14 protein-coding genes and 1 tRNA gene are annotated in these 23,250 nt (G+C 40.9%); 5 read left to right on the top strand and 10 right to left on the bottom strand.

What is annotated here, in order from left to right; translation table 11 throughout:
- Position 1: 1 nt before the first annotated feature.
- On the bottom strand, positions 2–1,285 hold the full coding sequence (locus CKW03_RS04485) for a Gfo/Idh/MocA family protein (protein ID WP_093098792.1): 1,284 nt from the start codon (positions 1,283–1,285) through the stop codon (positions 2–4).
- 169 nt (positions 1,286–1,454) lie between these two features.
- Between CKW03_RS04485 and CKW03_RS04480 the strand changes: the two genes are divergently transcribed.
- On the top strand, positions 1,455–2,132 hold the full coding sequence (locus tag CKW03_RS04480) for a response regulator (RefSeq protein WP_169918978.1): 678 nt from the start codon (positions 1,455–1,457) through the stop codon (positions 2,130–2,132).
- Here the strand turns inward: CKW03_RS04480 and CKW03_RS04475 are convergent.
- A complete protein-coding gene (locus tag CKW03_RS04475) occupies positions 2,129–4,048 on the bottom strand; it encodes a sensor histidine kinase (protein WP_093098789.1) in 1,920 nt (639 codons plus the stop codon). The two genes, CKW03_RS04480 and CKW03_RS04475, sit on opposite strands and share 4 nt — an antisense overlap.
- A 195-nt stretch (positions 4,049–4,243) precedes the next feature.
- On the opposite strand from CKW03_RS04475, the gene CKW03_RS04470 reads away from it, so the two are divergent.
- Entirely contained in the window at positions 4,244–5,038 is a 795-nt protein-coding gene (locus CKW03_RS04470; protein ID WP_093098788.1) for an oligogalacturonate-specific porin KdgM family protein, read from the top strand.
- A 45-nt stretch (positions 5,039–5,083) separates the two neighbouring features.
- On the opposite strand, the gene CKW03_RS04465 is transcribed toward CKW03_RS04470, so the two are convergent.
- The 6 genes from CKW03_RS04465 to CKW03_RS04440 form a co-directional block, all read right to left on the bottom strand.
- Positions 5,084–6,199, bottom strand: coding sequence for a BT3233 family polysaccharide utilization protein (locus CKW03_RS04465; RefSeq protein ID WP_093098786.1), 1,116 nt, complete (start codon positions 6,197–6,199; stop codon positions 5,084–5,086).
- Between the two features lie 56 nt (positions 6,200–6,255).
- On the bottom strand, positions 6,256–6,876 hold the full coding sequence (locus tag CKW03_RS04460) for a hypothetical protein (RefSeq protein ID WP_093098785.1): 621 nt from the start codon (positions 6,874–6,876) through the stop codon (positions 6,256–6,258).
- A gap of 982 nt (positions 6,877–7,858) precedes the next feature.
- Positions 7,859–7,932 (bottom strand) — tRNA-Pro (locus CKW03_RS04455).
- A gap of 142 nt (positions 7,933–8,074) precedes the next feature.
- Entirely contained in the window at positions 8,075–11,113 is a 3,039-nt protein-coding gene (locus CKW03_RS04450; RefSeq protein ID WP_093099070.1) for a beta-L-arabinofuranosidase domain-containing protein, read from the bottom strand.
- Positions 11,114–11,323: 210 nt separating this feature from the next.
- On the bottom strand, positions 11,324–12,808 hold the full coding sequence (locus tag CKW03_RS04445) for a SusD/RagB family nutrient-binding outer membrane lipoprotein (protein WP_236736516.1): 1,485 nt from the start codon (positions 12,806–12,808) through the stop codon (positions 11,324–11,326).
- A gap of 13 nt (positions 12,809–12,821) precedes the next feature.
- The gene (locus CKW03_RS04440) at positions 12,822–16,061 is read right to left on the bottom strand and encodes a SusC/RagA family TonB-linked outer membrane protein (protein WP_093098783.1); all 3,240 of its coding nucleotides are present in this window, start codon (positions 16,059–16,061) and stop codon (positions 12,822–12,824) included.
- 388 nt (positions 16,062–16,449) lie between these two features.
- On the opposite strand from CKW03_RS04440, the gene rplS reads away from it, so the two are divergent.
- Complete coding sequence (gene rplS / locus CKW03_RS04435; RefSeq protein WP_093098782.1) at positions 16,450–16,794, top strand: 50S ribosomal protein L19; 345 nt, start codon at positions 16,450–16,452, stop codon at positions 16,792–16,794.
- A gap of 76 nt (positions 16,795–16,870) precedes the next feature.
- Here rplS and CKW03_RS04430 read toward each other — a convergent pair whose 3' ends face one another.
- Complete coding sequence (locus CKW03_RS04430; protein WP_093098780.1) at positions 16,871–17,860, bottom strand: potassium channel beta subunit family protein; 990 nt, start codon at positions 17,858–17,860, stop codon at positions 16,871–16,873.
- A gap of 240 nt (positions 17,861–18,100) precedes the next feature.
- Here CKW03_RS04430 and CKW03_RS04425 point away from each other — a divergent pair, with 240 nt between their 5' ends.
- Together CKW03_RS04425 and yidC are read left to right on the top strand one after the other, a co-directional pair.
- Entirely contained in the window at positions 18,101–19,711 is a 1,611-nt protein-coding gene (locus CKW03_RS04425; protein WP_093098779.1) for a CTP synthase, read from the top strand.
- 38 nt (positions 19,712–19,749) lie between these two features.
- Positions 19,750–21,585 carry a membrane protein insertase YidC gene (gene yidC / locus CKW03_RS04420; protein ID WP_093098777.1) on the top strand — a complete coding sequence of 612 codons (1,836 nt, stop codon included), beginning with the start codon at positions 19,750–19,752 and terminating at the stop codon, positions 21,583–21,585.
- Between the two features lie 274 nt (positions 21,586–21,859).
- On the opposite strand, the gene CKW03_RS04415 is transcribed toward yidC, so the two are convergent.
- Positions 21,860–23,209: an acyl-CoA dehydrogenase family protein gene (locus CKW03_RS04415; RefSeq protein WP_093098776.1), complete on the bottom strand. Its 1,350-nt coding sequence runs from the start codon at positions 23,207–23,209 to the stop codon at positions 21,860–21,862.
- Positions 23,210–23,250: the final 41 nt, after the last annotated feature.

The raw sequence follows: 23,250 nt of genomic DNA, 5'->3' as shown, positions 1-23,250 counted from the left end.
TTTATACTGTTGGCAACTGATAGCCATTATGGTATTTGGCTGCTAAGTAACCATTAGCTTCTTCATCTGTAAATTTCGCTTTGTTTTTATCCCAATAGAGCTTCTTCCCTGTTCGGTAAGCGATATTCCCCATTTGGGACAAGATGGCGATATGCGCTCCAGCCTCCACAGGTGCATGCAGGATGCTCTTTTCTTTAGTGCGGATTGCGGTTACAAAGTTTTCCATGTGCTTTTCCAAGCCATTATCTTTTGAAGGTTGATGCGGAACAGCTTCCATCCTACCTTTCTCCGGAATGACTTCCCATCCCCCTCTATTCACCACCAAGGTTCCATTGTTTCCAATGAAAGAAACGCCATGATCCTTTCCATAAGGACCTAAGTCTATCCCTGTAGCCTGTTCCCATTGCAGGTAGAAGTCATCGAAAGCGAAAACAGTGGTCAAGGAATCTGGAGTCTCCGCAGCATCATCTGGATAGGCAAATTTACCTCCAGTCGCCATAATGGAATTAGGATTTGAAACCTTCATTCCAATTAACGCGAAGTCTAACATGTGGACTCCCCAGTCGGTCATCAAGCCACCTGCATAATCCCAGAACCATCTGAAATCAAAATGGAAGCGATTGGGATTGAAAGGTCTTTTGGTAGCTGGACCTAACCATTTATCATAGTGGACGCCAGCAGGAGCAGCGGAATCTGGCTTCACGGGGATACTCTTCATCCACCCTTGGTAAGCCCAAGCTTTTACCGATCTGATCTTTCCTAATTTACCACTGTGCACAAAGTCCATCGCATCCCTAAAATGCTGTTGACTCCGTTGCCATTGACCAACCTGCACAATCTTATTATACTTTTTATCGGCTGCCAGCATCACCTCACATTCCTTGATCGAATTACCTAAAGGCTTTTCCACATACACATGCTTCCCAGCTTTTACCGCATCGACCATCATCATGCAATGCCAATGATCAGGCGTACCAACAATAACTGCGTCGATATTAGGATCTTTCAATAGATCTTTATATTCAATGTATTTTTTGACTTTGATGTTTTTTTGTTCCAATTCTGCCGCCCTTTTGTTCAGCACATTCTCATCTACATCACATAGCGCTGTACAGGTAACATTATTTATTTTCAATATCGCATTCAGGTTTGACCAGCCCATGCCATTTGCGCCGATCAGTCCAATACGCAATGGTGCCTCCTGATTTGCGAAAGCTTCGGTTTTAAAAAGCAAAGTCGAGGCGGCAAGCACGCCGGCACTCTTGAGAAAATCTTTTCTTTTCATTTATAGTTGATGTTTTAGGTTTTAAAATAAGGTGTATAATAATGGTGTAATTTACATTTCATTAAGATACAAAAAATCTGAAAAAATAAGCGGTTTTTAATTTCAAAGAATTGACTCCTAGTAGTTGAGGATATTTTAGTATATTGTTATAAGCAAAAAAATGTACCCTATGGAAGAAAGTACTCCTTTTAAGCCGATAAACTTACTCATCGTCGAAGACCAACAGATTATCGTAGATGGCCTGATCATGATCTTGAATGGTCATCCAAAATTTGGCGAAATCAACTCCTGCACGGACACCAACGAACTTTTAACTGCCATCCAAAATTACAAGCCAGATGTGATCCTAATGGACTTCAACATGCCCAATATGGATGGTATCCAATGTATAGAAGCCGTCTTGGAGACCAATCCTGAGCAGAAGATTTTGATGTTGACTGGTTATGATGATACCGAACTCATTCGGGAGGCGTTACGAAAAGGAGCTTTAGGATACGTTTTGAAAAACATAGCCAAGGATGAATTGATCAAAGCAATTGTAGCAGTAAATGACAGGAAACGACACCTGGACCAGCAGGTACAGAACAAGGTGGTGGAAGCTTTCTTGATGAATGAAGACCATTGGAAAGTTGAACAGTCTTCGAATAAAGATGCATTCAATCTATCAAACCGAGAAATTGAAATCTTGAAACTGATCGCTGAAGGAAAACCAAGCAGCAAGATCGCCGATCAACTATTTATCAGTGCCAACACCGTGGATACGCATAGGAAAAACATCATGGCTAAATGTGGCGTCAAAAAGATCACCGAGCTTATCACCTTTGCCAACAAAAATCAGCTGCTTTAAGCCTTGAGCGGAAGGGTAATCGAAAAAAAGGAACCCGCATCCAACTTGCTATCTACTTCAAACTTCCCTCCGATCAATTGAGATCTGGTCAAAATACTCTTTAAGCCCAAACCCATTGTATTCTCTGGTGCATAAACAAAACCTTTCCCATTATCTTCTAGACTGATGATCAGCTCCGATTCATTGTCGATCAATTGAATATTGATTTCGGTTGCTTGAGCGTGCTTCACCATATTATTAAGTAACTCTTGGATAATCCTATAGATGTGGACTTCCATATTCGCAGAAAGGTTCTTGGAATCATATTGCTGGAAAAGATTGAACTTGATATTAGGGTAACTCGACTTGATATGATTGACCAATTCCTGGATGGCAGCTTTTAACCCCAATTTGCTAAGCGAAATAGGCATCAGGTTATGCGAGATTGTACGGATATCGGCATTGACCCGATCCACATCCTGCATCAATTTATGGATATCCTCGGCTGCTCTTGGATCATCCAATTGATCTTGCAGATGGGTCAGCTTCATGCGGATTGCCGACAATTGGACTCCAGAACTATCATGCAGTTCTTGGGCTATCCTCTTTCGCTCCTGCTCCACGGTCGCCATCAACAATTTGGTATCCTCCTCCTGCTTCTTGCCCAATTCCAACAGCATGGCATTATGCTGCTCGTACATTTTTTTTAATCGCAGCATCATAAGTGTAAATACGATCAGTACTTCCCAGACCATCGACCACAGCATCATATTCTGTACATGGATGGTCCAAAGGAAGAATGGGACCTTAGAGATTACATCCAATTCTAGATTGAAATAATACTGGCCCAATTGCCTAATGCTGGTCGTGAGGATCGTATAGGCATGCGGAGCAAATGCAATCATAAACCAGATTGTTTCGGTCTTGTTCCTTTGCCTAGTCAATAAAATGACCAATATGTACAAAATGATTCCACAGGTAATGGAGAACATGATGGTGTTCAGCTTTTGGATCCAGGAAAATATGGTATGGGGAATCCATTGATAGAACATAGCAATAATGGTCAAGACCAAAGAACAGAGTACGAAGATCCAAAGTACCCTATCTAATTTCTTGACAAAGCGGCGGGTAACAAAATATTCCCGAAAGAAGCTGACACCAAAAATCAGGTACAGATTGGTAAAGATATAACTGGATATATTCTGAACCGAAGGATATTCTCCCCACAGGTACTTATAAGAAAGCCCTAAATCTGAATAGATATAACAGGCACCAAAGAGGATATAAAAGAAGAAAGCCCATTGCTTTCTTTCCTTGGTGAGCACCAATGTGATTCCCAAGATAAAAAGAAAAGCGGTAGTGATAAAAAAGAAGTAAGAAATGGTGGTGGTCTCTTTAAGGTAATAGGCCTCACGCTCATGTTTATCCCAGAGCAACAAATTGAAATTGATGGCAGAATAGTCTGAATGAACCTTGACATAGTAACTGCCTATCTCCAACGGCTGCAATTCTATGGAGAAGATCAGGTTTTGATGCTTTACCGTCCGATTACTAAATGGATAACTCGATCCTAGGATCTTAACCAAAACAAAGCGCTCCCCTATTTTTTTGTACAGGGTGAGGGAGTTAAGATTGGGATTGGTAAATTCTAGATACAGATTTCTAGCAACGGAATCCTGATTGGCAAGATTGACCCGAACCCAGAGATTTCCATCTTCCTTCCCAAAATTATAGATAGGCTCTTGAAAAGCTTGGAATTGGTTTTCGGCTGGAAGGCTGTCCTTTGCCGACCTATCGTAATAGAAGGCAGTCGAACTGGCAATATTGAGATGTTCTGCAGTATCTGGCAACAAGAAAGTTTGCGCTTCCAATCTATTGGAAAACAAAATGAGGAGCAGACTAACTGCCATTGTCCATATCAAACCATGCAGCTTCATTATCCTAATTTACAGTTTAATCTCGTAGAAAACCTAGCTAAAGCACTATAAAATAAGGTCTTTTAGGGGAATATCACCTTTTCAGGTTAGTCAAATACACCAAAAAAGGGATTTGATCAAAATCCTCTTTTCGGATGTTTTATGCGGATAAAAATAGTCGTCACTTTGAGTTAACAAATCAGAAAGGAGAAAAACATGAAAACCTTAAAAATAAAATCGCTCTTGTTCGGCCTAGCTTTGATCGGCTTAAATTATCTTCAAAGTTCATGTAGCCGCTATTACTATCAGCCTAATGCTGTCAATGCTCCGATGATGAAAGAAAAAGGGGACCTAAAAATTGGTATATCCGGAACAACCAGTTCCGAGGATTTAAACGGTACCAATACCAGCTCATCCATTATCAATCTACAAACCGCCTACTCACCTATCAAGTATTTGGGTGTGATGGTCAATTACTCCAATTACAACTATAACTTTAATGAAGAAGACCCATCCAAAGGAAATGTGGATGCGCATGCAGGGCTCTTTGAAGGTGGAGTTGGTGGTTATTATCCCATTATTGCACGTGAAAACGGATTTGGTTTGATCGCAGACACCTATGTTGGATATGGTGGCGGTAAATTGAGCAGTGATGTGAATATGAACTTTAACAGAACCTTTATCCAACCTGGAATAAATCTAACCTTCCCTTATTTCGATGTAGGTTTAGCAACAAGAATTTCAGGTATTAAATACAGTAATTTTGATGCCAATGGAATGACTCCTGAATATATCAGCGAACATAAATTGGATAATATCACAGATAAAAGGCACTATTTCTTTGAACCCGCCTTTACCTTAAGGGCCGGATATAAATTTGTCAAGGCCGAGTTACAAGTCGTGGGCAGTACGCCAATGAGTGAGGTAGACTGGGAAAGCAAGGGAACGGTAGTTACATTCGGAATCCACTTCTCCTTGATGGATGCGATAAAATTTGCAAAAGAAAAGTAAGGGTATATAGCTAAAAGATCGGAGCAAACATTTGCTCCGGTCTTTTTATTTAAGTACCCACTTCAAGGGTTTCTTGATTTTTTCGTGCTTTTGTTCCACTGCTTTATTCCATTCTTCAGCCGAACTGACCTTTCCTGCTCGGTTCCAAACAGCGCCATTGTAATACACAAAATCTTGACCATTCACTGCCTGGCTTGATAGTAAAAATTGCTCAGGTCGGTTAGCATCTATACTGATCTTTTTCTTTGGAATGATGACTGCTATTCCAGTCTGTCCATTTTTAGCAATTTCAGGTTCCCAATAGGCCAATGTTTCATTTTTTGGTCCAATGGTAAATTTTGGTTGATCTTCTTTTCGTCTAGCAACACCAATGGCAATAGCAGTGGAATTAGCCATTTTATTTTGAACCTGTAACACTATCTTATTGAAATTGCTGCCCGCATCCAAGCTTATAATCTTAGTCAATTTCACTTCCTGCCCATCCAGCTCTTCCGGATCATACTCCAACTTAAACGTGCTCCTTAAGGGCCCATTATCCAATACCTGGTATCGACGATAATGTTTCGTATAATGCAAGCCATTATTGGATAGCAAAGCTACATCTCCTGCCCCGAGCGTTTGCCCAACGGTATAATAATCCATTCCTTCTCCCGTATCTTGATGATAGTTTTCAACCTTATACCATTTATTTACTATCAACTTATCGGTCCTTTTAGCCCAGTAATCCATCCCTTGTCCATCATCTTTTCGACCTTCCAATGCCTTTCCATATAAGCGGAAAGCCACTACATCATTTTCCCAGGCAAAATCGTCAAGGCGTTCAGGAACATAGCGAGCAAAAGTCATTGGCTCTATCCTATTTCCAGGTTCTTTCTCCAACTTATATTTTATCGTAGAACGCGCCGGTAGCTCCACTTGGATCAGTACATTCACAGGAATAGCAGTCCCCAATTTTTCTAATTGAAAGGGAATAAGCTGATTGTTTTCATCACGAATAGTAAAGACAGTATCGACCTTAAAATGTTCCTTGAAATTTTGAAAAGGAATGGAAATCAATTCTTTTCTAGCATGCTTACTCGGATTTTTTACCTGAATAAATTGGGCCTGGCAAAATGCCAAACAGTTGACTATGATTAGGCAGGTCAATAGGATTCTCTTCATAGCTACTAATTTCAGAAAATGTATCTATTGAAAAAAGAGATATTTTAGCCAAACCATTAACGAATCGCCTGAATGCTTTTGATATTTATGCCATTGAAGCAACCATCTTGACAATTACCTACCACATAACCCGCAGTAGATATCATACCGTTATTTTTGGTTTCAAAATACACCTTTGCATTTGCACGTTTTATGATCCAGTCAGTTTCGGCTAATTTATAAATTTCATCCAGAGTCTTTATTTGTGATGCGTAATCTACCTTGGTCCCCAATTTCCCAAGATTATTTTCATCCTCAACCCACTGTAAATATTCAAGTAGTGTAATCCCATCTTTTTTTAAGGATTCCTCAAATTCTTTCCCCCTTTTCTTTAAGATCTCATCCAACTCTTTTGCAGTCCAGCCATTTGGCGGCAATTGCACAGATTCAAATTTTGTAAAATAAAATTCCCGTTTTACAACCTTTCCGGACTTGACTGTTAACTTAGTTTCCCAAGAATAACCAAAAAAGGAAGTCCCCGTAACAATGTAAAAGTAGCTGTTGTTGCTGCTAGCTTTAAATTTCTGAAAAACATCATAACTATCCTTAAATTCAGACTCAAATTTAATGTCAGACTTCTCGCAGGATAGAAATAAAAAAGGAATCAGCAAGGCAATAATAATTGATTTAATTCGCATGGCTAGAGATATTTAGATGTTCAAATGTTGGTTTTTTATTATAACGGATGATGGTAGGTTTTTGCCACAGGTGGTTTTAAAAAACTGGAAGAGGTTGATGGGGTTTTATTTCTAGATTTTTATTAGAAGGAAATTGTATTGAATCACATTTCATCGGAATAGAGGCAAATTACTGCATTTCCTTTTGACCTTATTCGAGACACATTCGGAATTTTTGCAAGCTGTATTAAGGGTTGGTTGAGGAGGGTTCGGAAGATCAACGAAAAATGATCGGATTTTGATGGGTGAAGTGTTGGAATAAAATGAGAAAATATCGGAAGGATTTTGGAGCTTTTCCCGAATATGCCTCGAATGAGTCTCGAATGAGAGTAAGGTGATTGGGTGATTTTATCGGGAGAAATTGGATGGAAAATGGAAAGGGAAAAAGTACGATTTGAATCGAGATTTATTTCTATTACCTTCCTTTAGTAGAACAGCAGAAAGGCTCTAAATACTAAATACTCTCTACTAAATACTTTGGAACCACGGTTCGAATCTGCCACACCCGGACACAAAAAAAGCTCGACCAATGTCGAGCGTAAATCCTGTTCCCCAACATGAATAGCACAGCAGAAAGGCTCTAAATACTAAATACTTTCTACTAAATACTCCCCAAAGGTGGCAGGATGGCTTCAGCCCCACCAGACCCAAACTCTAACCCTGAAGCTCCTTCGGATCGAACCACGGTTCGAATCTGCCACACCCGGACACAAAAAAAGCTCGACCTAAGTCGAGCGTAAATCCTGTTCCCCAACATGAATAGCACAGCAGAAAGGCTCTAAATACTAAATACTTTATACTAAATACTATTCACCGGTGGCAGGATTGCTTCAGCCCCACAAGCCCCAAACTCTAACCCTGAAGCTCCTTCGGATCGAACCACGGTTCGAATCTGCCACACCCGGACACAAAAAAAGCTCGACCTAAGTCGAGCTTTTTTGTGTCGGGGTGGCAGGATTCGAACCTACGACCTCCACATCCCAAATGTGGCGCGATACCGGGCTACGCTACACCCCGAAAAGGTATCACCTTTGATTTTGTGTGGCACAAATATAAGGGGATATTTTTTAAATCCAATACCTTAAATAAATTTTCTCTGTAACCCACTGACTATTTGATTGATATTTTTAAAATCCATCGTAAAAAGCTGTTAAAAAGGCTATTTTAAGGTCACATCCAGGTACACCGAATGACGTCCATAGGTATCATAGAAAGGCTTATAAACCACTCCATCGATCTTGAACTCCAATGCCTCTGGATTGCCACTGATGGATTTCCCTAGATCTTTTGCATCCAAAGTAACCTTTCTCCACTCTTTTTGAGGCTCAGTTTCCTGTGCCGCCAATAAAATCGGTCCGTAGAATAAACTTGCAATATTGGGTTGGTCCATTACTGGATCTAAATGGAAGTCAAATGGCATGGTCAATTCAATAGTATCTCCATTTTTCCAATCTCTCTCAATGGCCAAATAGCTTCCTGGTTTAGCATCAACTTTTTGATCCTTGCCATTTATTTTCACAAAGAATCCTTTCTTTGCCCAGTTTGGCACACGAACATTCACAGCAAATTTTCCATTGCCCTTGATGTCCAAACGCGTACTATTCTGTTTTGGATAGCTGGTAGTCTGTGTTACTGTAATGCCTTTTTCCTTCCAATCCAGTGTAGATGGAATAAACAGGTTCACATAAAGTGAATTATTGTCTTTACTCTTAAAATAGATTGTGTTCTGCAATTTTGTACTGCTTTCGATTGCGGTACCATTACAACAGGTAAATCCTTTCATGTCGGGGTTTCCAAATTGCTTATTTGCCCCCGGCCTCAATGATACGTGATAGGTATTCGCTGGACTATTCTCGGCTACTGAAGCAAGGATATGGTTGTAAAGCCCTCTTTCATAATAATCCATCAATTCTGCTCGCTGATCGAAACGGAACAAATCACTTGTTAATTTCAGCATGTTGTAGGTAGCACAGGTTTCATTCTGTCCACCAGCTGAAAATCCGTTTTCATATAGGGTAGCTGGTTGGCTGATGAAACATTCCGCATTCGCTGGATTACGCGCTCCTGCAACTCCACCAATGCTGTACATATAGTCGTTGACTGCCTTGTACCAAAAGTTATCCGCAATCTTGAAATAATTAGGGTCATTAGAGGCTTTGTACATTTCGATACTTCCTACAATCTGCGGAATATGCTGGTTGGCATGCAAACCACGGAAGGTATCCACATTCTTTGCCAGACCATGCGAATGCTCTGGATCGCCATAGAACATCTTGATATTATCAAACAATTGAGCGGTAGAAAGGAAATGTGGATTCTTAGTGATCTCATATAACCTCGCCATGGATTCATTCATCCCTCCAAACTCACCTGCGATATAGGTATTCCACATTTTGATCAGGTTATCTTTCGGGATTTTATTCAATCGCTGGTAAACCCACTCACCCATTCCTTCAGCTACCTGTAATGCTTTTTTGTTACCAGAAACCTGGTAAATATCGATAAGACCTGCCAATATCTTATGCAGCGTATAATATGGAGCCCAAACTTGGGTAACCTTTGTACCATAGGTAGCTCCATTTTCAAGCATGATAAATTGGTCTGGCGGATAGGCACTGATAAAGCCTTCGCCCCAATTCCAATAATCCGTACGGATTCCAGCTTCGGTCAGGTCAGAATCAAAAGCGGTTTTGCCTGGACCAACGGGAATAGCAGTGGGATCAGAAACATGTTCGCCTTCATTTTCTTTTGCCTTTCCAGATAATTGCGCCAGATCATACAGGGTATTGACCATGTAATCCATCTTTTGGGCAAAGTTGTCTTGGAGCGCCTTATCATAAGCTGTACTTGCATAGGCTTGTGCAATAGCTGTAAGATAATGCCCTGTGGCATGTCCACGGAGTTTGGTATCCTGACTGTCCCACACCCCTAATGGAATGGCTCCAACAGGCTGTTTCTGACCAAAGGCATGGCGGAACATATACAAGAAAGAATTGGGATCCGTCTTGGCCAAGGTATTAACGAACTTATCGCGGTTTTCGATGAATTTAGTTTCTTCATTATGGCTATCCGAATTCAAAGTAACTTGGCTCAGCTCAAAAGGCAATAATTTTTCAGTTGGGGCTTTGGTATTCGCAAAACCTTTCACAGTTACAAAAGCCTTCGGTTTCAGATCAGTGCCTGGAATGCGTCCCGTTACCACATATTCTCCTGCCTTCAGGACCGCATCATTATCGATGTCTGCAGGCCAAAGGACGCGAACTTTAGGTCCTTTCATGCCTTCTTTATAATCACCATCCACATAGGAAGGCAATCGTGGAAGCTCACCCAAGCCAGTCTCCACTTTGACATCCGAGACCTTAAGTAAATATTGATTGTACAACTGCGCCTTTGTCAATTCATAGGTTGGCAGGTCATCCTCAGCTTTACCCATCGTCTTCTTGTCCTGACGAACGGCATTCTGACCATTAAAATAAATTCCAGAAACTTGTTTTTTAGTCAATGCAACTCTATAGATGCGGAAATCATGGACTAAAGCATTTAAGGTAGGACCCTCAGCTGACAAGGATTTACCGATATTGAACTTCCCAGAGCTATCAAAAAGCTTGGCAATCTCTTGCGGGATTTTATTGCCTTCGGCAACTTGTTTTCCATCCGCATAAGTAACAATGTTTTTCGAAAACACATCGACTACAATAGCAACATGAAGCCATTTATTCAATGCAGGCACCGGCGCGATGGCCCCTGCTTTAGTTTCTCCTTGATCTGTAATCAAAGCCTGAAAGCCTTTTTGGGCAGAAGTACCAAAAGGTGCAGCAAAGAAATGTTGGTTTTTATCCTTTCCAAAGTCAAAGATATATTGCCCAGTGCCATCTGATTTCAAGGAAAGCCAAACCGAAATACTTAAAGACTCCAAGCCGTTTAAGGTACCGGAAGGCAAGGTCAGATAATCATCCTTTGCCCCAGAAAGTGAAAGCACATTGCCAAACTTTTCATCTTTAATGAATTTGGGCTGGTTGTTTTTGGAATTGGCATGCAAGCCATTCCTTGACCAATCCTTGAGATTGCCATCAAACACATATCGCGCGATCATGCCCGTTTCACCAATTCCATCCAATATCTGATCTCCTGACTCTTGAGCAACCAACAGGTTTACTCCACCAATCCAAATGATCAACAATCCAAATATCTTTGCCATGCTATTTGTAAGACCCATAAAAATTCTTGAATACTTAAATAAATAATGTTTTTCCTAATCCAGATTTCTCAGATTATAAAGTTGAAAAAAAACTTCCTACATCTTCAATCCCTTTTTAGCCATTATTTGCAGGATTTTAACTTCCGTAAAAAAACAAAAGAGCCATCGGTTGATGGCTCTTTCTAGGTTTAGGTTTTAGTTTAACAATAATTAAAATTTTCCAGTTCTTTTATCCCACCACATCTGTTCACCCCAAACAAAATCTTTCAGTTTTTCTGCTTCTTTATTTACATTGACAGCATTATACAGGTATTCATTGTTTGGATAGGGTAATCGGAATGGCTGATCGTTATGCGCATTGCCATAAATAGAGTTCAGTGAAGGGTAATTGGTAGATGGAATTCCGGTACGACGGTACAGGGTCCATGCTTCGAAATTATTCTTGAACAAGGCCACCCACATATCCCAATAGATACGTTCTTTCGTATTGTTCCATTTTCCTTTGCCAGCCAAATATTTCACGATATCAGCTTCTGCAATCTGGTTGTCTTCCATAGAAATCCTGACTGCTTTTTCATAAGCCTGTTGAGCGGTCATTTTCACATTGTAACCAAGCATCGCCGCTTCAGCTAGGATATAAAAAGTCTCAGAAGATTTATAGAATGGCGTAAATCCAACAGGATCATTCATGTATTTATCACCAATGAATGAAATGGAAGTTAAGGGAGTAGGTCCGCTTTTTGCTCCATTTTGAAAGCCACGGTAAACTCCATCGGAAGTTTTGTTGGCTACTTTGGCAATCCTTGGATCTTCAGTTTCCAATAAATGATCGATAAAAATATCAGCCATCCCAAAATTGTCTATACGCTTGCCTACGATACCGTTGTTATACCAAGGTTCGTAATATGGAGCTGCTCCAGGATATTTCAGGTAACAGTTCTCGGCATTGGTTTCCAAAACTGGGTATTTGGTTGAATTGCCTGCAATCTCTTCAATGGTCGATTTGGCTAAAGCTGGAGCTACCCCCGAAATACGCATGGCAAGGCGAAGGCGAAGGGAATTACAGAACTTCTGCCATTTTTCCATATCACCCTTGTAGATAAAATCGCCGGCACCCAGCTCATCTGTCCCTAATCCTGCCGCCATTTCATCAGCAATGGTTTTTAAGTCTTGCAAAATCTTAGGATAAATATCTTCTTGCTTATCATAAGCTGCCTTTAGGATATTGCCCTTATCTTCCGCTCCTTTCAAGGCCTCTGAATAGGGGACATTGCGCCATCCATCGGTTAAATAGGACCACATATAATTTTGCCAAATACGGGACACAAAACGGATGTTTTTATAACCATCCGGACTTGCATCGGTTAATTTCATCAGTTCCTGCAACTGCGTGTTGTTATAATAACATGCAGCCCATCTATTACCGAAGGTATTATTCGTAGGGACCAATCCTCCCATATAGTCCATGTACTGGATCTTCACAATATAGCCTGCAAACGTTCCGTAGCCATCCACATCACCCCCAAACGATTCACCGGTATTGCGCAAAACATTGGCTAAGATATTGGTTGGCGGCACCTCGGTCAGCGCATCAGGATCAGTGTTGACTTCTTCAAAAGATTTGGTACAACTTGATGTTGCCAGCCCTATCATCAAAAAGCAAGCAACCGTATATCTATTAAATTTAATTCTCATGATTTCTGTTTTCTTAAAATGTAACCCCCAACTTAAGACCGATACTACGTGAAGAAGGCACTGAAGCTTGCTCAAAACCTACCCCACGGCTATCACTCGATACCCCTCCTGTTTCAGGATCTATCCGCATTGTATTGGATTTATGTGTCCAAAGAAGCGCTAGATTGGATCCGATCAAAGACAGATTTACTCGTTTGATACCACGCATGTTCTGTAGGTATCTAGAAGGAACATTGTAGGATAGATATGCTTCCCTTAGTTTCAAGAATGAACCATCAAAAACATAGGTCTGAGCAATACCACCGCTTTCAAACCATGTTTGCGCGTCAGTTTCGATTGTATTTTCAACCCAGTTTCCGTTAGCATCCTGCATAACGAATTTCTCATCGGTCATCACATCTCTACCTGCCACGATAGCCTTTTCACGAATTCCGTTCTCGGCAGTGATGGCAGCTACCCCCGCTGTATAGGAGTGGCTCATGGTTTGTGACCAGATATCCCCACCAACGCGTAGGTCAAACATAAAGCCCATTGAGAAGTCCTTGTACCTGAAATCATTTCGCCAACTGGCTAAAAACTTAGGAGTAGTATTTCCAATGATCTGGGCATTCTTATTGACTACCAAACCTCGGTTATTAACTTTGATCGCTCCTTTCATCGGTCCGTCTTCAACACGGTCGTATCCGCCACCAATCAACGAGCCCCAACGTTCGCCTTTGCGGGCAACATTGGCAATACCCCATGTCCATCCAATCTGATAAACATTTAAGTCCAGCTCTGGATAGAGTTCGATAACCTTACTGTTATCTTTGGCATAATTGATATAGGTCGTCCAATTAAAGCCTTCTTCTTTTCTAATCACATCCCCTCTTAATTGCACCTCAATACCTTTATTCTCAATTTCTCCAGCGTTAAGCAACATGGAACTAAATCCAACAACATTGGAAGTGGTTACTGCCAAGATCTGATCTTTGGTTGATTTATAGTAGTATACTACATCGGCATGGATTCTATCATCCAAGAAACCGATTTCGGTACCAATCTCCCAGGTCCTAATTTGCTCTGGTCTCAGGTTCGCATTCGGGAATACCATCGAGCGGAACATTTGTGCTACCCCACCAAATGCATTGTTCTGTGGATAGTAATATGCTCTATTCTGGTATGCTGTCGTACCCGCACCAATCTCTGCCCAACCACCTCGGATCTTCCAAAAGTTCAATACACTATTTCTCAGACTCGGGAAACTACTCGTAGGCAACCAGCTCATACTGATAGATGGATAAAAGAAATCATCCTTGATCGTCGAACTCCAATCATTTCTGGCCGTCAAGTCCATATAGATCTGGTCCTTCCAGCCTAGATTTGCAGTCGCAAAAACAGAATTCGAACGGACATGGCTATGGTCCATTGTGGTAACCGCATCACCAACCCTATTTGCAATGGTATATACTCCCAGAACCGTCAAAGCATCCGCTCCCATTACATTGGTTTCCCACATCAGGTTCCTGTAATTCGCTCCAGCAGACGCCAAAACGTTGAAATCACCGAATTGCTTGTTGAAGGTTGCAATGAAATCGAGGTTTAATTCTGTATTGTCTGTCTTGCGGTCACGGAATCCACCATAAGGAAAGGCACTGTTGTAATAATTCTTTTCAAAGGCCTTTAAATTGTAATAATCCAAACCGGCACGTCCTTCGAATTTCAAGAATTCAAAAGGTTGGTAATACAAGGAACTCTTTCCGAAAAAACGATCCCTTTTATAGGAATTCGTATTCTCATAGATATTGAAATAAGGGTTCACATGGTAATTGGTATTCCAGTTGTAATAGGTATAGTTTCCTTGTTCATCTCTTTGGTCCCAATTATCTTTTAGGCTTTGCATATTGATTTGCCTACCCGACCATATAAAACCGTTCATTGGGTTGTTACCATCGTAACCTTGGTTTAGGATGTTATCACTTTCTGTACGGGTATAATTGGTGCTGACATCAAAGGAAACCTTTTCTGAGATGTTGGTATTGTTGTTCAGCTGTAAACTATATCTTTTTTGGTCCGTATTCGGAACTGTACCATTTTGATCCCTAAATGACAAGGAAGCACGGGTGCTTGATTTATCGCTTTGGGCCAAAATAGAAAGGTTATGATTCATCGAGAATCCAGGCTGGAAGAAGTCACGGATATTATCTTTTTGGGAAACCCAAGGTGTAGGAGTCCGAACGCCATTATTCACCGGACTATCAAATTGCGGCAAATTCAGGCCAACATCTAAACGTGGTCCCCATGACTCATCGAATCCATCCCAAACTCCTGTTTGCCCTGTTCCATCCACATAGGCGAAACCTTTAGTTTGCGCATAATCTTGATAAGAGATTTTGCCATTCGATGCTTGAAAGTCATTATAGTGTTTTTCATCACCATTATAACCTTGACCATATAGGTTTTGGACCTTAGGCAAGTAGGCAGCTTGATCGACTGAGAAGTTACCATCATAGGATAACTGTATGCCCTTGTCGCCTCGTTTACCCGATTTGGTGGTAATTAAGATTACACCATTACCAGCACGCATACCATATAAAGCAGCTGAACCACCTTTTAGGACGGTGATGGTTTCGATATCTTCAGGATTGATATCATTGATCCCTGATCCATAATCGACACCAGAATAGGTATTGTCGCCCGAACGCTGGGTATCGTTGGAAATAGGTACTCCATCCACCACGATCAAAGGTTGCTGATCAGCCTTTACAGAAGAGTTACCCCTTAAACTGATCCGGGATGATGCACCTACCGTTCCGCCAAATTGATTGACCTGAACACCTGCTACCTTTCCAGATAACGCACTGGTCACATTCAGCTGGCCAGCTTGGGTCAACTCTTTCGCCCCGACTTCCTGCACCGTAAAAGGCAAGGATTTCTTTTCCCTGGAAATACCTAATGCAGTGACAACGACTTCGTCAAGTCCTTCTGTACTGGGGTCCAGAATGATTTCAAGAGTCGTCTGATTTGATAAGTTGATAACTTTTCTGCTGTACCCCAAAGCCGAGACATTCAACTGTCCAGCTTGATCATAAGAGAGGGTAAATTCACCATTGGCACCAGTTTGAGTCGCAGTACCATTTTTCAATGTTAATGTAACTCCTGAAATTGGTGCTCCGCTTTCGTCGACAACTCGGCCTTTCAGTTGCGTTTGGGCAAACAAAACGGTCGAGAAGAATAGACTAGCTGCCAAAGAGGTAATAAGTCTTTTGTTCATCTAGTTAGTGTGTTTATTGGTTATTCAATTTCTGACTAGCTAATTTCCAAAGATTTAGGACAGGATAGTGACCGTATAATACCCTATTCCAACCATATTTTAACCTTAACATTTATAAATTAACCTTTCGATAAATATTAGCGCAATCAAGAAAAACACCCTTAACAAGCTCATTTATTGAACTTTATTCAGGACAAAAAATAATAATTGAAAAAACAGGTGGATATTCAGGAATAAATATGGAATTGGTTTAGAATTTTTTTACTTTTGCAGGCATTCTACGAAATGTAGAACATTTTTAAAAAAGAATTTTCAAATATCAAAATAAAGCTGTAATATTGCATTCCGATTTTTACAGGTTAAATATCGTTATTAATTACTCAGAATCATGGATTTAGTAAAATTTGTAGAAGAACAAGCGGTAGTAAAAAATGAAAATCCCGCTTTCAAAGCCGGAGATACCATCAGCGTTCATTATAAAATTCGCGAAGGAAATAAAGAGCGTGTACAGGTGTACCAAGGTGTGGTAATTCAATTAAACAGCGAAGGAGCTAATGCTACTTTTACCGTTCGTAAAATCTCTAACGGTATTGGTGTAGAGCGTATTTTCCCTGTAAACTCTCCTAACATTGAGAAAATAGAAGTTAACAGCATTGGTAAAGTACGTCGCGCTAAATTATTTTATTTACGTGGTCTTACCGGAAAAGCTGCTCGTATCAAATCAAAAAGATAATCGAGAGACTTTAAAAATTATATTTAAGGGCTTCGCATTTGCAAAGCCCTTATTTATTTGCCCTTTACCCAAGCAATTAATTCTGAATTACCTCAGGCTTGGTTCCCATAATCTCATCTATCTTTTCTTTCACTTCTGTCGTAATCAAGGGAAGGACATCCAACGCTTTCAGGTTTTCAGTCAACTGACTTTCTTTGGTCGCTCCCAAGATTGCCGTTGTTACATTCGGGTTACTGATACACCAAGCGATGCACAAAGTTGGCAGTGAAACTCCAAGCTCATTGGCGAAATCTCCTAGCGCTTTTACCCTATTTAACTTTTCATTCACTACGGCCTTATCCCGCAGCCATTCATAGCCTTCCAGAGACATCCTAGAGCCTTCAGGGATCCCATCATTATACTTTCCAGTCAGAAGACCAGAAGCTAATGGGCTCCAAATGGTCGTGCCCATGCCTACATTCCTAAATATCGGCGCATAATCCACCTCAATCTTTCTTCTATTGAACAGATTATATTCAGGCTGCTCAACGGATGGCCCTTCTAGCCCTAATTCCTTAGCAATCATATGTGCCTCCATGATCTCAGCTGCTGACCACTCTGATGTACCCCAATAAAAAACTTTGCCTTGTTGGATCAGGGTATTCATCGTTCTCACGACTTCTTCTATGGGTACATTTTGATCAGGGCGATGGCAATAATAAAGATCGAGGTATTCTACCTGCATCCTTTCCAAGGCTTCATGGCAGGCTTCCATCAAATGCTTCCTGCTCAATCCATGTTGATTAGGTTTTTTATCCACTCCTTTCCATCCAAAGTAGGCCTTACTCGACAGTACATAAGAAGACCTATCCCAGTTCAGCTTTTTCAACACCCTGCCCATCATTTCTTCAGAAAGACCAGCAGAGTACACCTCAGCATTATCAAAGAAGTTTACACCAGACTCGTAAGCCTGCGCCATAAGGCGCTCATTGGTGTTATCATCAGTTTGTCTGGCAAAAGTAACCCACGATCCAAATGACAGTGCACTCAGCTGAAGGCCACTCTTTCCCATTCTTCTGTATTCCATATTATTTGATTTTTATCCTAAAGTTAGCAGATTTCCATTTCCCCAAGCATCTGTGGAAAGTAAAAAAACGAGCAATTATACTCCCAACTGATTGACTTTCGTTTCGTTAACCTCACAATTGGTCTCGAACGATTTTTTTTAGACCTTATTTAATAAAATTTCGTACCTTTGTATCCCGTACATAGAGCAGATGAACGATGCTTTTTATCTAGGCATCTAAGTTAGAAATCCATTATTGTTATGACTAAATATATCTTTGTTACGGGCGGCGTAACTTCGTCGTTAGGGAAAGGAATTATTGCAGCTTCCCTTGCCAAGCTTCTCCAAGCACGTGGTTTAAAAGTAACCATCCAGAAATTTGACCCGTACATCAATATTGATCCAGGAACATTGAACCCTTATGAACATGGCGAATGTTATGTTACAGAGGACGGTGCTGAGACGGACCTTGACTTAGGTCACTACGAACGTTTCTTGAATGTTCCTACATCCCAAGCAAACAACGTTACAACAGGCCGTATCTACAGCCATGTGATCGAACAAGAACGCGCTGGTGCCTATCTAGGCAAAACCGTTCAGGTCGTTCCGCACATCACAGACGAGATCAAACGCCGTATGTTACTATTGGGCCAGTCTGGAGAATATGATATTGTCATCACTGAATTAGGTGGTACTGTTGGTGATATCGAATCCCTACCTTTTATTGAAGCAGTACGTCAATTACGTTGGGAGTTGGGCAATAACGACTCTTTGGTAATTCACTTGACATTGGTCCCTTACCTAGCAGCTGCAGGTGAGCTTAAAACCAAACCTACGCAACACTCCGTTAAAACATTATTGGAATATGGTGTTCAACCCGACATCTTGGTATGTAGAACCGAGCACAAACTGAACAATGATATCCGTAAAAAGTTAGCCTTGTTCTGCAATGTAAACATCAATGCCGTAGTGGAATCTATCGATGCCCCTACGATCTATGATGTGCCATTGAACATGTTGAAAGAGCAATTAGACAAAACTGTCTTGGCTAAATTGAAACTTTCTACCAAGAATGAACCAGATCTAGAAAACTGGAAATCCTTCTTAGGCAGATTGAAAAACCCTACAGACGAAGTCAATATCGGCCTAGTAGGTAAATATGTAGAGCTTCCAGATGCCTACAAATCTATCGCTGAAGCATTTATTCATGCAGGTGCTACCAATGAGACCCGCGTGAAAGTAAAATATATCGCCGCTGAAAGTGTTAACCAAGAAAACGTCGGAGAAAAACTGAAAGGTTTGGACGGCGTATTGGTTGCTCCTGGATTCGGAGAACGTGGACTAGATGGTAAATTAGAAACCATCCGTTACGTGCGTGAAAACAAAATCCCTTTCTTCGGAATCTGTTTAGGAATGCAGTGTTCAGTTATTGAGTTCGGAAGAAATGTATTGGGCCTTAAAGGTGCAAACAGCTTCGAAATGGACGAAAACACTCCACATCCTGTTATCAACTTGATGGAAGAGCAAAAGAACATCAAAAACATGGGTGGAACCATGCGTTTGGGTGCTTATGACTGTGAGATCAAAAAAGGAACCAAGGCATACGGCGTTTATGGCAAGTCGAAAATTACAGAAAGACACCGCCACCGTTACGAATTTAACAATGCGTATCTAAAAGATTACGAAAAGGCCGGAATGATCGCTTCAGGTATCAATCCAAGCACTGGCTTAGTAGAAATCGTGGAACTGAAGGACCATCCTTTCTTTGTTGCTGGACAATTTCATCCAGAATTAAAGTCAACAGTGGTAAATCCTCACCCACTTTTTGTTAGCTTTGTAGCCGCTGCATTAACGCATAAAAAATCAAAGTAGAGTTTAGACCTCTATATATTAATAGTAATTATTAAACAATGGATAGAAATAACATTCTAGGTTTCATCTTCATCTTTGCCATCTTGGCTGGATCCTTCTACTTCCTGAAGCCATCCGATGCCGAGATCAAAAAAGAACAACAACATCAAGATTCAATCAAAAGAGCAAAAGAAGGACTAGCTCCAATCAGCGATTCCTTAAAAGCTGCTACCACTACCACCCCTGCCGTTCCAGATTCTGTGCTGTTGAGCCAACCTTTTGGCTCTGCCTCCGTAGGATCGGAGCAAATCGTTACTTTGGAAAACGAACTCCTAAAAGTAAACGTGAGCAACAAAGGTGGTCGCGTAAAATCAGTTGAACTTAAAGGTGAGACTAATTTCGACGGATCTAAACTTATCTTATTCGAAGGCGATGAGAATCGTTTTGGCCTTGAATTCAATATCCCAGGAAAGGCTGTAAAAACAAATGACTTATTCTTCCAAGCTCAAGGAGCTAGCTTCTCCGTAGCTGGACAGGACGCTAAGTCATTGACCATGCGTCTTTCTTACGCTGCAGACAAATACATCGATTACATATACACCTTAAAAGGCAATGATTACAACGTACAGTTTGATATCAAAACCGTTGGAATCGGAAGCTTAGTTGATGTAAGCTCAAATAAAATGCTATTGAACTGGGAAACCACTTTGATGCAAAAAGAGCGTAACGTGAAGTCTGAACGTGAGAAATCTGGAATCTTCTATAAAGAAGTAGATGGCTCAGTAGACCACCTATCAGAAACCAGTGACGATGAAGAAAAACTAGAAAAGAAAGTTTCATGGATTGCTTTCAAACAGCACTTCTTCTCGAGCATCTTGACTAGCAAAGAAGGTTTCGTGAATGCAGACCTTAAGTCTACCTTAATCACACAAGATAGCGTAGTTAAGCATTACCGTGCTTCAACTGAATTAGCATTAAACAAACAAAACGAAAGCCTACATGGCTTCAGCTTCTTCTTCGGTCCAAACAAATACAAAACGTTAAAGGCTGAAGGTAATGGTTTTGATAAGATCATTAACATGGGCTGGGGACCAATGGGCTGGATCAATAAATTCATCACGGTTCCTATCTTCGATTTCTTAGATGGATTCAATATGAACTATGGTATCGTGATCTTGATCCTTACCTTGTTCTTAAAACTTCTGATGTTCCCATTAACTTACAAATCTTACCAATCAATGGGTAAAATGCGTGTGTTAAAACCTCAGTTGGATGAGATCAAAGCTAAGGTTGGTGATGACAACCCAATGCTGTTGCAACAAGAACAAATGAAGCTTTATAAGCAAGCCGGTGTAAACCCACTTGGTGGATGTCTTCCTTTATTGCTTCAGATGCCTTTCACATTAGCCTTCTTCTTCTTCTTCCCGAACTTGTTCGAATTACGTGGAGAAAGCTTCCTATGGATTAAAGATCTATCAACATACGATGCACCCATCACATTTGCACCTCTTCCTTTATTAGGTGTAGACCACATCTCGTTCATGTGTATCTTGATGACTTTGACCACCTTGTTGACCACTTGGTACAACAACTCCACTTCAGGAGCTGTAAACAACCAAATGAAATACATCGGTTACATCATGCCATTGGTATTCTTCTTTGTATTGAATAGCTTCCCAGCAGGTCTGAACTACTACTACTTCTTATCAGCTGTTCTTACCTTCTTAACCCAAGTGATCATCCGTCAATTCGTAAACGATGACAAGATCCTTGCAGGTATCGAAGCCAACAAAAAGAAACCAGCATCCGAAAAGAAACAATCCTCCTTCCAAAAGAAAATGGAAGAAATGATGAGAGCACAACAAGCCGCTCAACAGAATAAGGATAAAAAATAAAAACAAAGATCCCCGGTTTTAATAACCGGGGATCTTTGTTTTTTATTAGTATTGAGATTTGAGTATTGAGATATGAGATATTAACCTTTCTATCTCAAACCTCACATCTCATATCATTAGTATTGAGATATGAGTATTGAGATATGAGATATCAACCTTTTCTATTTCAAATCTCACATCTCATTTCTTATATCATTAGTATTGCGATGAGTAATGAAATATGAGATATTACCCTTTCTATCTCAAATCTCATATCTCATATCTCACATCCCCCTTACACAAAAGCACTAAATCCTGTGATACTTCTTCCGACGATCAAGGAATTGATCTCTTTGGTTCCTTCGTAGGAGTAGATCGCTTCTGCGTCGGCAAGGAAGCGCGCTACATTGTATTCCAATAGGATTCCGTTGCCGCCCATTACTTCACGGGCTTTGGACACGATATCGCGCATCCGAAGAGTACAGAAAACTTTGGCAAGGGAGGCATGTTCGTCTTTAAGTTTTTCATCATCCTGCAATTCGGACAGACGGAATACCAGGGTCTGCATAGCGGTCAGATTGGACAGCATTTCGACCAGATGGTTTTGGATCAATTGGAAGGATGCAATAGGCTTACCGAATTGTTCTCGTTTGATGGTATAATCCAAGGCATTCTCATAGGCACCACGAGCACATCCAACAGCCATCCAAGCCACTCCGGCCCTGGTCATCTGTAACACCTTGGCCGTATCCTTAAAGGAATTGGCATTAGGCATACGATCTGATTCAGGAACCACACAGTCCGTTAATGTTATCAGACCGTTCTGAACGATACGCAATGCCATCTTATCTTTGATTTTCTCGACCGAGAAGCCTGGATTCTCCTTGCGGACAATAAATCCCTTCACCTGTTGGTCATCCAGATCCCTAGCCCAAATAATGGTAATATCTGAGAAGGTCGAGTTACCGATCCATTTCTTTTGTCCGTTCAAAATCCAATTGTCCCCATCCCGTTTACAGGTTGTTGTCAATCCACCGGCTGTTGCAGAACCCACCAAAGGCTCTGTCAATCCGAATGCACCGATCTTATTCAGTTGCTGCATGGCAGGCAACCATTCATTTTTCTGTTCATCCGATCCGCACATATAGATCGAACCCATTGCCAATCCACTTTGAACACCCAAAAAAGTTGCGATGGATGGATCGACACGGCCAAATTCAGCGGCAATAATACCATCCATTAAGGAAGTACCGCCCGCACAGCCATAGCCATCATATACATAGCCGCAGACATTGAGCTCCCTTAACTTGGGAATGATCTCAAAAGGAAATTCATCGTGCAGCCAATATTTATTGACGATAGGTTGAATTTCAGTTTCCAAGAACGTCCTGACTTTCATCTGCAAGGCCCTATCTTCTTCGGAAAGTTTTGCGGATATATCGTAAAAATCAGCATTTATTGGGGGCGGATCTTTTTTCTTTTTACTTCCAGTCAACATTTTCATGGCCATTTTGAGCTGATTTTCGTCCATTTTGGAAACTGCACCCAAAACTTCGGCCAAATCCACCTTCTTCGATATCTTCTCCAATTGCTCCAAATCCACTGATTTCATGAGCTTTAGGATGTTCTGTAGTCTTTCTAGCATAGTATTCTTTTAAAAATTTAACAGAAATATAACAATTTTTG

The sequence above is a fragment of the Sphingobacterium mizutaii genome (assembly GCF_900187125.1).
GTDB classification, from domain to species: Bacteria; Bacteroidota; Bacteroidia; order Sphingobacteriales; family Sphingobacteriaceae; genus Sphingobacterium; species Sphingobacterium mizutaii.
Note: the sequence above shows the minus strand (reverse complement) of the source record. Positions and strands in the feature narration are given on the sequence as shown.

What these genes read in the sequence shown, in the direction of transcription:
- CKW03_RS04485 (WP_093098792.1), bottom strand. Translation starts at nt 1,285, where the DNA reads ATGAAAAGAAAAGATTTTCTCAAGAGTGCCGGCGTGCTTGCCGCCTCG.
- CKW03_RS04480 (WP_169918978.1), top strand. Translation starts at nt 1,455, where the DNA reads ATGGAAGAAAGTACTCCTTTTAAGCCGATAAACTTACTCATCGTCGAA.
- CKW03_RS04475 (WP_093098789.1), bottom strand. Translation starts at nt 4,048, where the DNA reads ATGAAGCTGCATGGTTTGATATGGACAATGGCAGTTAGTCTGCTCCTC.
- CKW03_RS04470 (WP_093098788.1), top strand. Translation starts at nt 4,244, where the DNA reads ATGAAAACCTTAAAAATAAAATCGCTCTTGTTCGGCCTAGCTTTGATC.
- CKW03_RS04465 (WP_093098786.1), bottom strand. Translation starts at nt 6,199, where the DNA reads ATGAAGAGAATCCTATTGACCTGCCTAATCATAGTCAACTGTTTGGCA.
- CKW03_RS04460 (WP_093098785.1), bottom strand. Translation starts at nt 6,876, where the DNA reads ATGCGAATTAAATCAATTATTATTGCCTTGCTGATTCCTTTTTTATTT.
- CKW03_RS04450 (WP_093099070.1), bottom strand. Translation starts at nt 11,113, where the DNA reads ATGGCAAAGATATTTGGATTGTTGATCATTTGGATTGGTGGAGTAAAC.
- CKW03_RS04445 (WP_236736516.1), bottom strand. Translation starts at nt 12,808, where the DNA reads ATGAGAATTAAATTTAATAGATATACGGTTGCTTGCTTTTTGATGATA.
- CKW03_RS04440 (WP_093098783.1), bottom strand. Translation starts at nt 16,061, where the DNA reads ATGAACAAAAGACTTATTACCTCTTTGGCAGCTAGTCTATTCTTCTCG.
- rplS (WP_093098782.1), top strand. Translation starts at nt 16,450, where the DNA reads ATGGATTTAGTAAAATTTGTAGAAGAACAAGCGGTAGTAAAAAATGAA.
- CKW03_RS04430 (WP_093098780.1), bottom strand. Translation starts at nt 17,860, where the DNA reads ATGGAATACAGAAGAATGGGAAAGAGTGGCCTTCAGCTGAGTGCACTG.
- CKW03_RS04425 (WP_093098779.1), top strand. Translation starts at nt 18,101, where the DNA reads ATGACTAAATATATCTTTGTTACGGGCGGCGTAACTTCGTCGTTAGGG.
- yidC (WP_093098777.1), top strand. Translation starts at nt 19,750, where the DNA reads ATGGATAGAAATAACATTCTAGGTTTCATCTTCATCTTTGCCATCTTG.
- CKW03_RS04415 (WP_093098776.1), bottom strand. Translation starts at nt 23,209, where the DNA reads ATGCTAGAAAGACTACAGAACATCCTAAAGCTCATGAAATCAGTGGAT.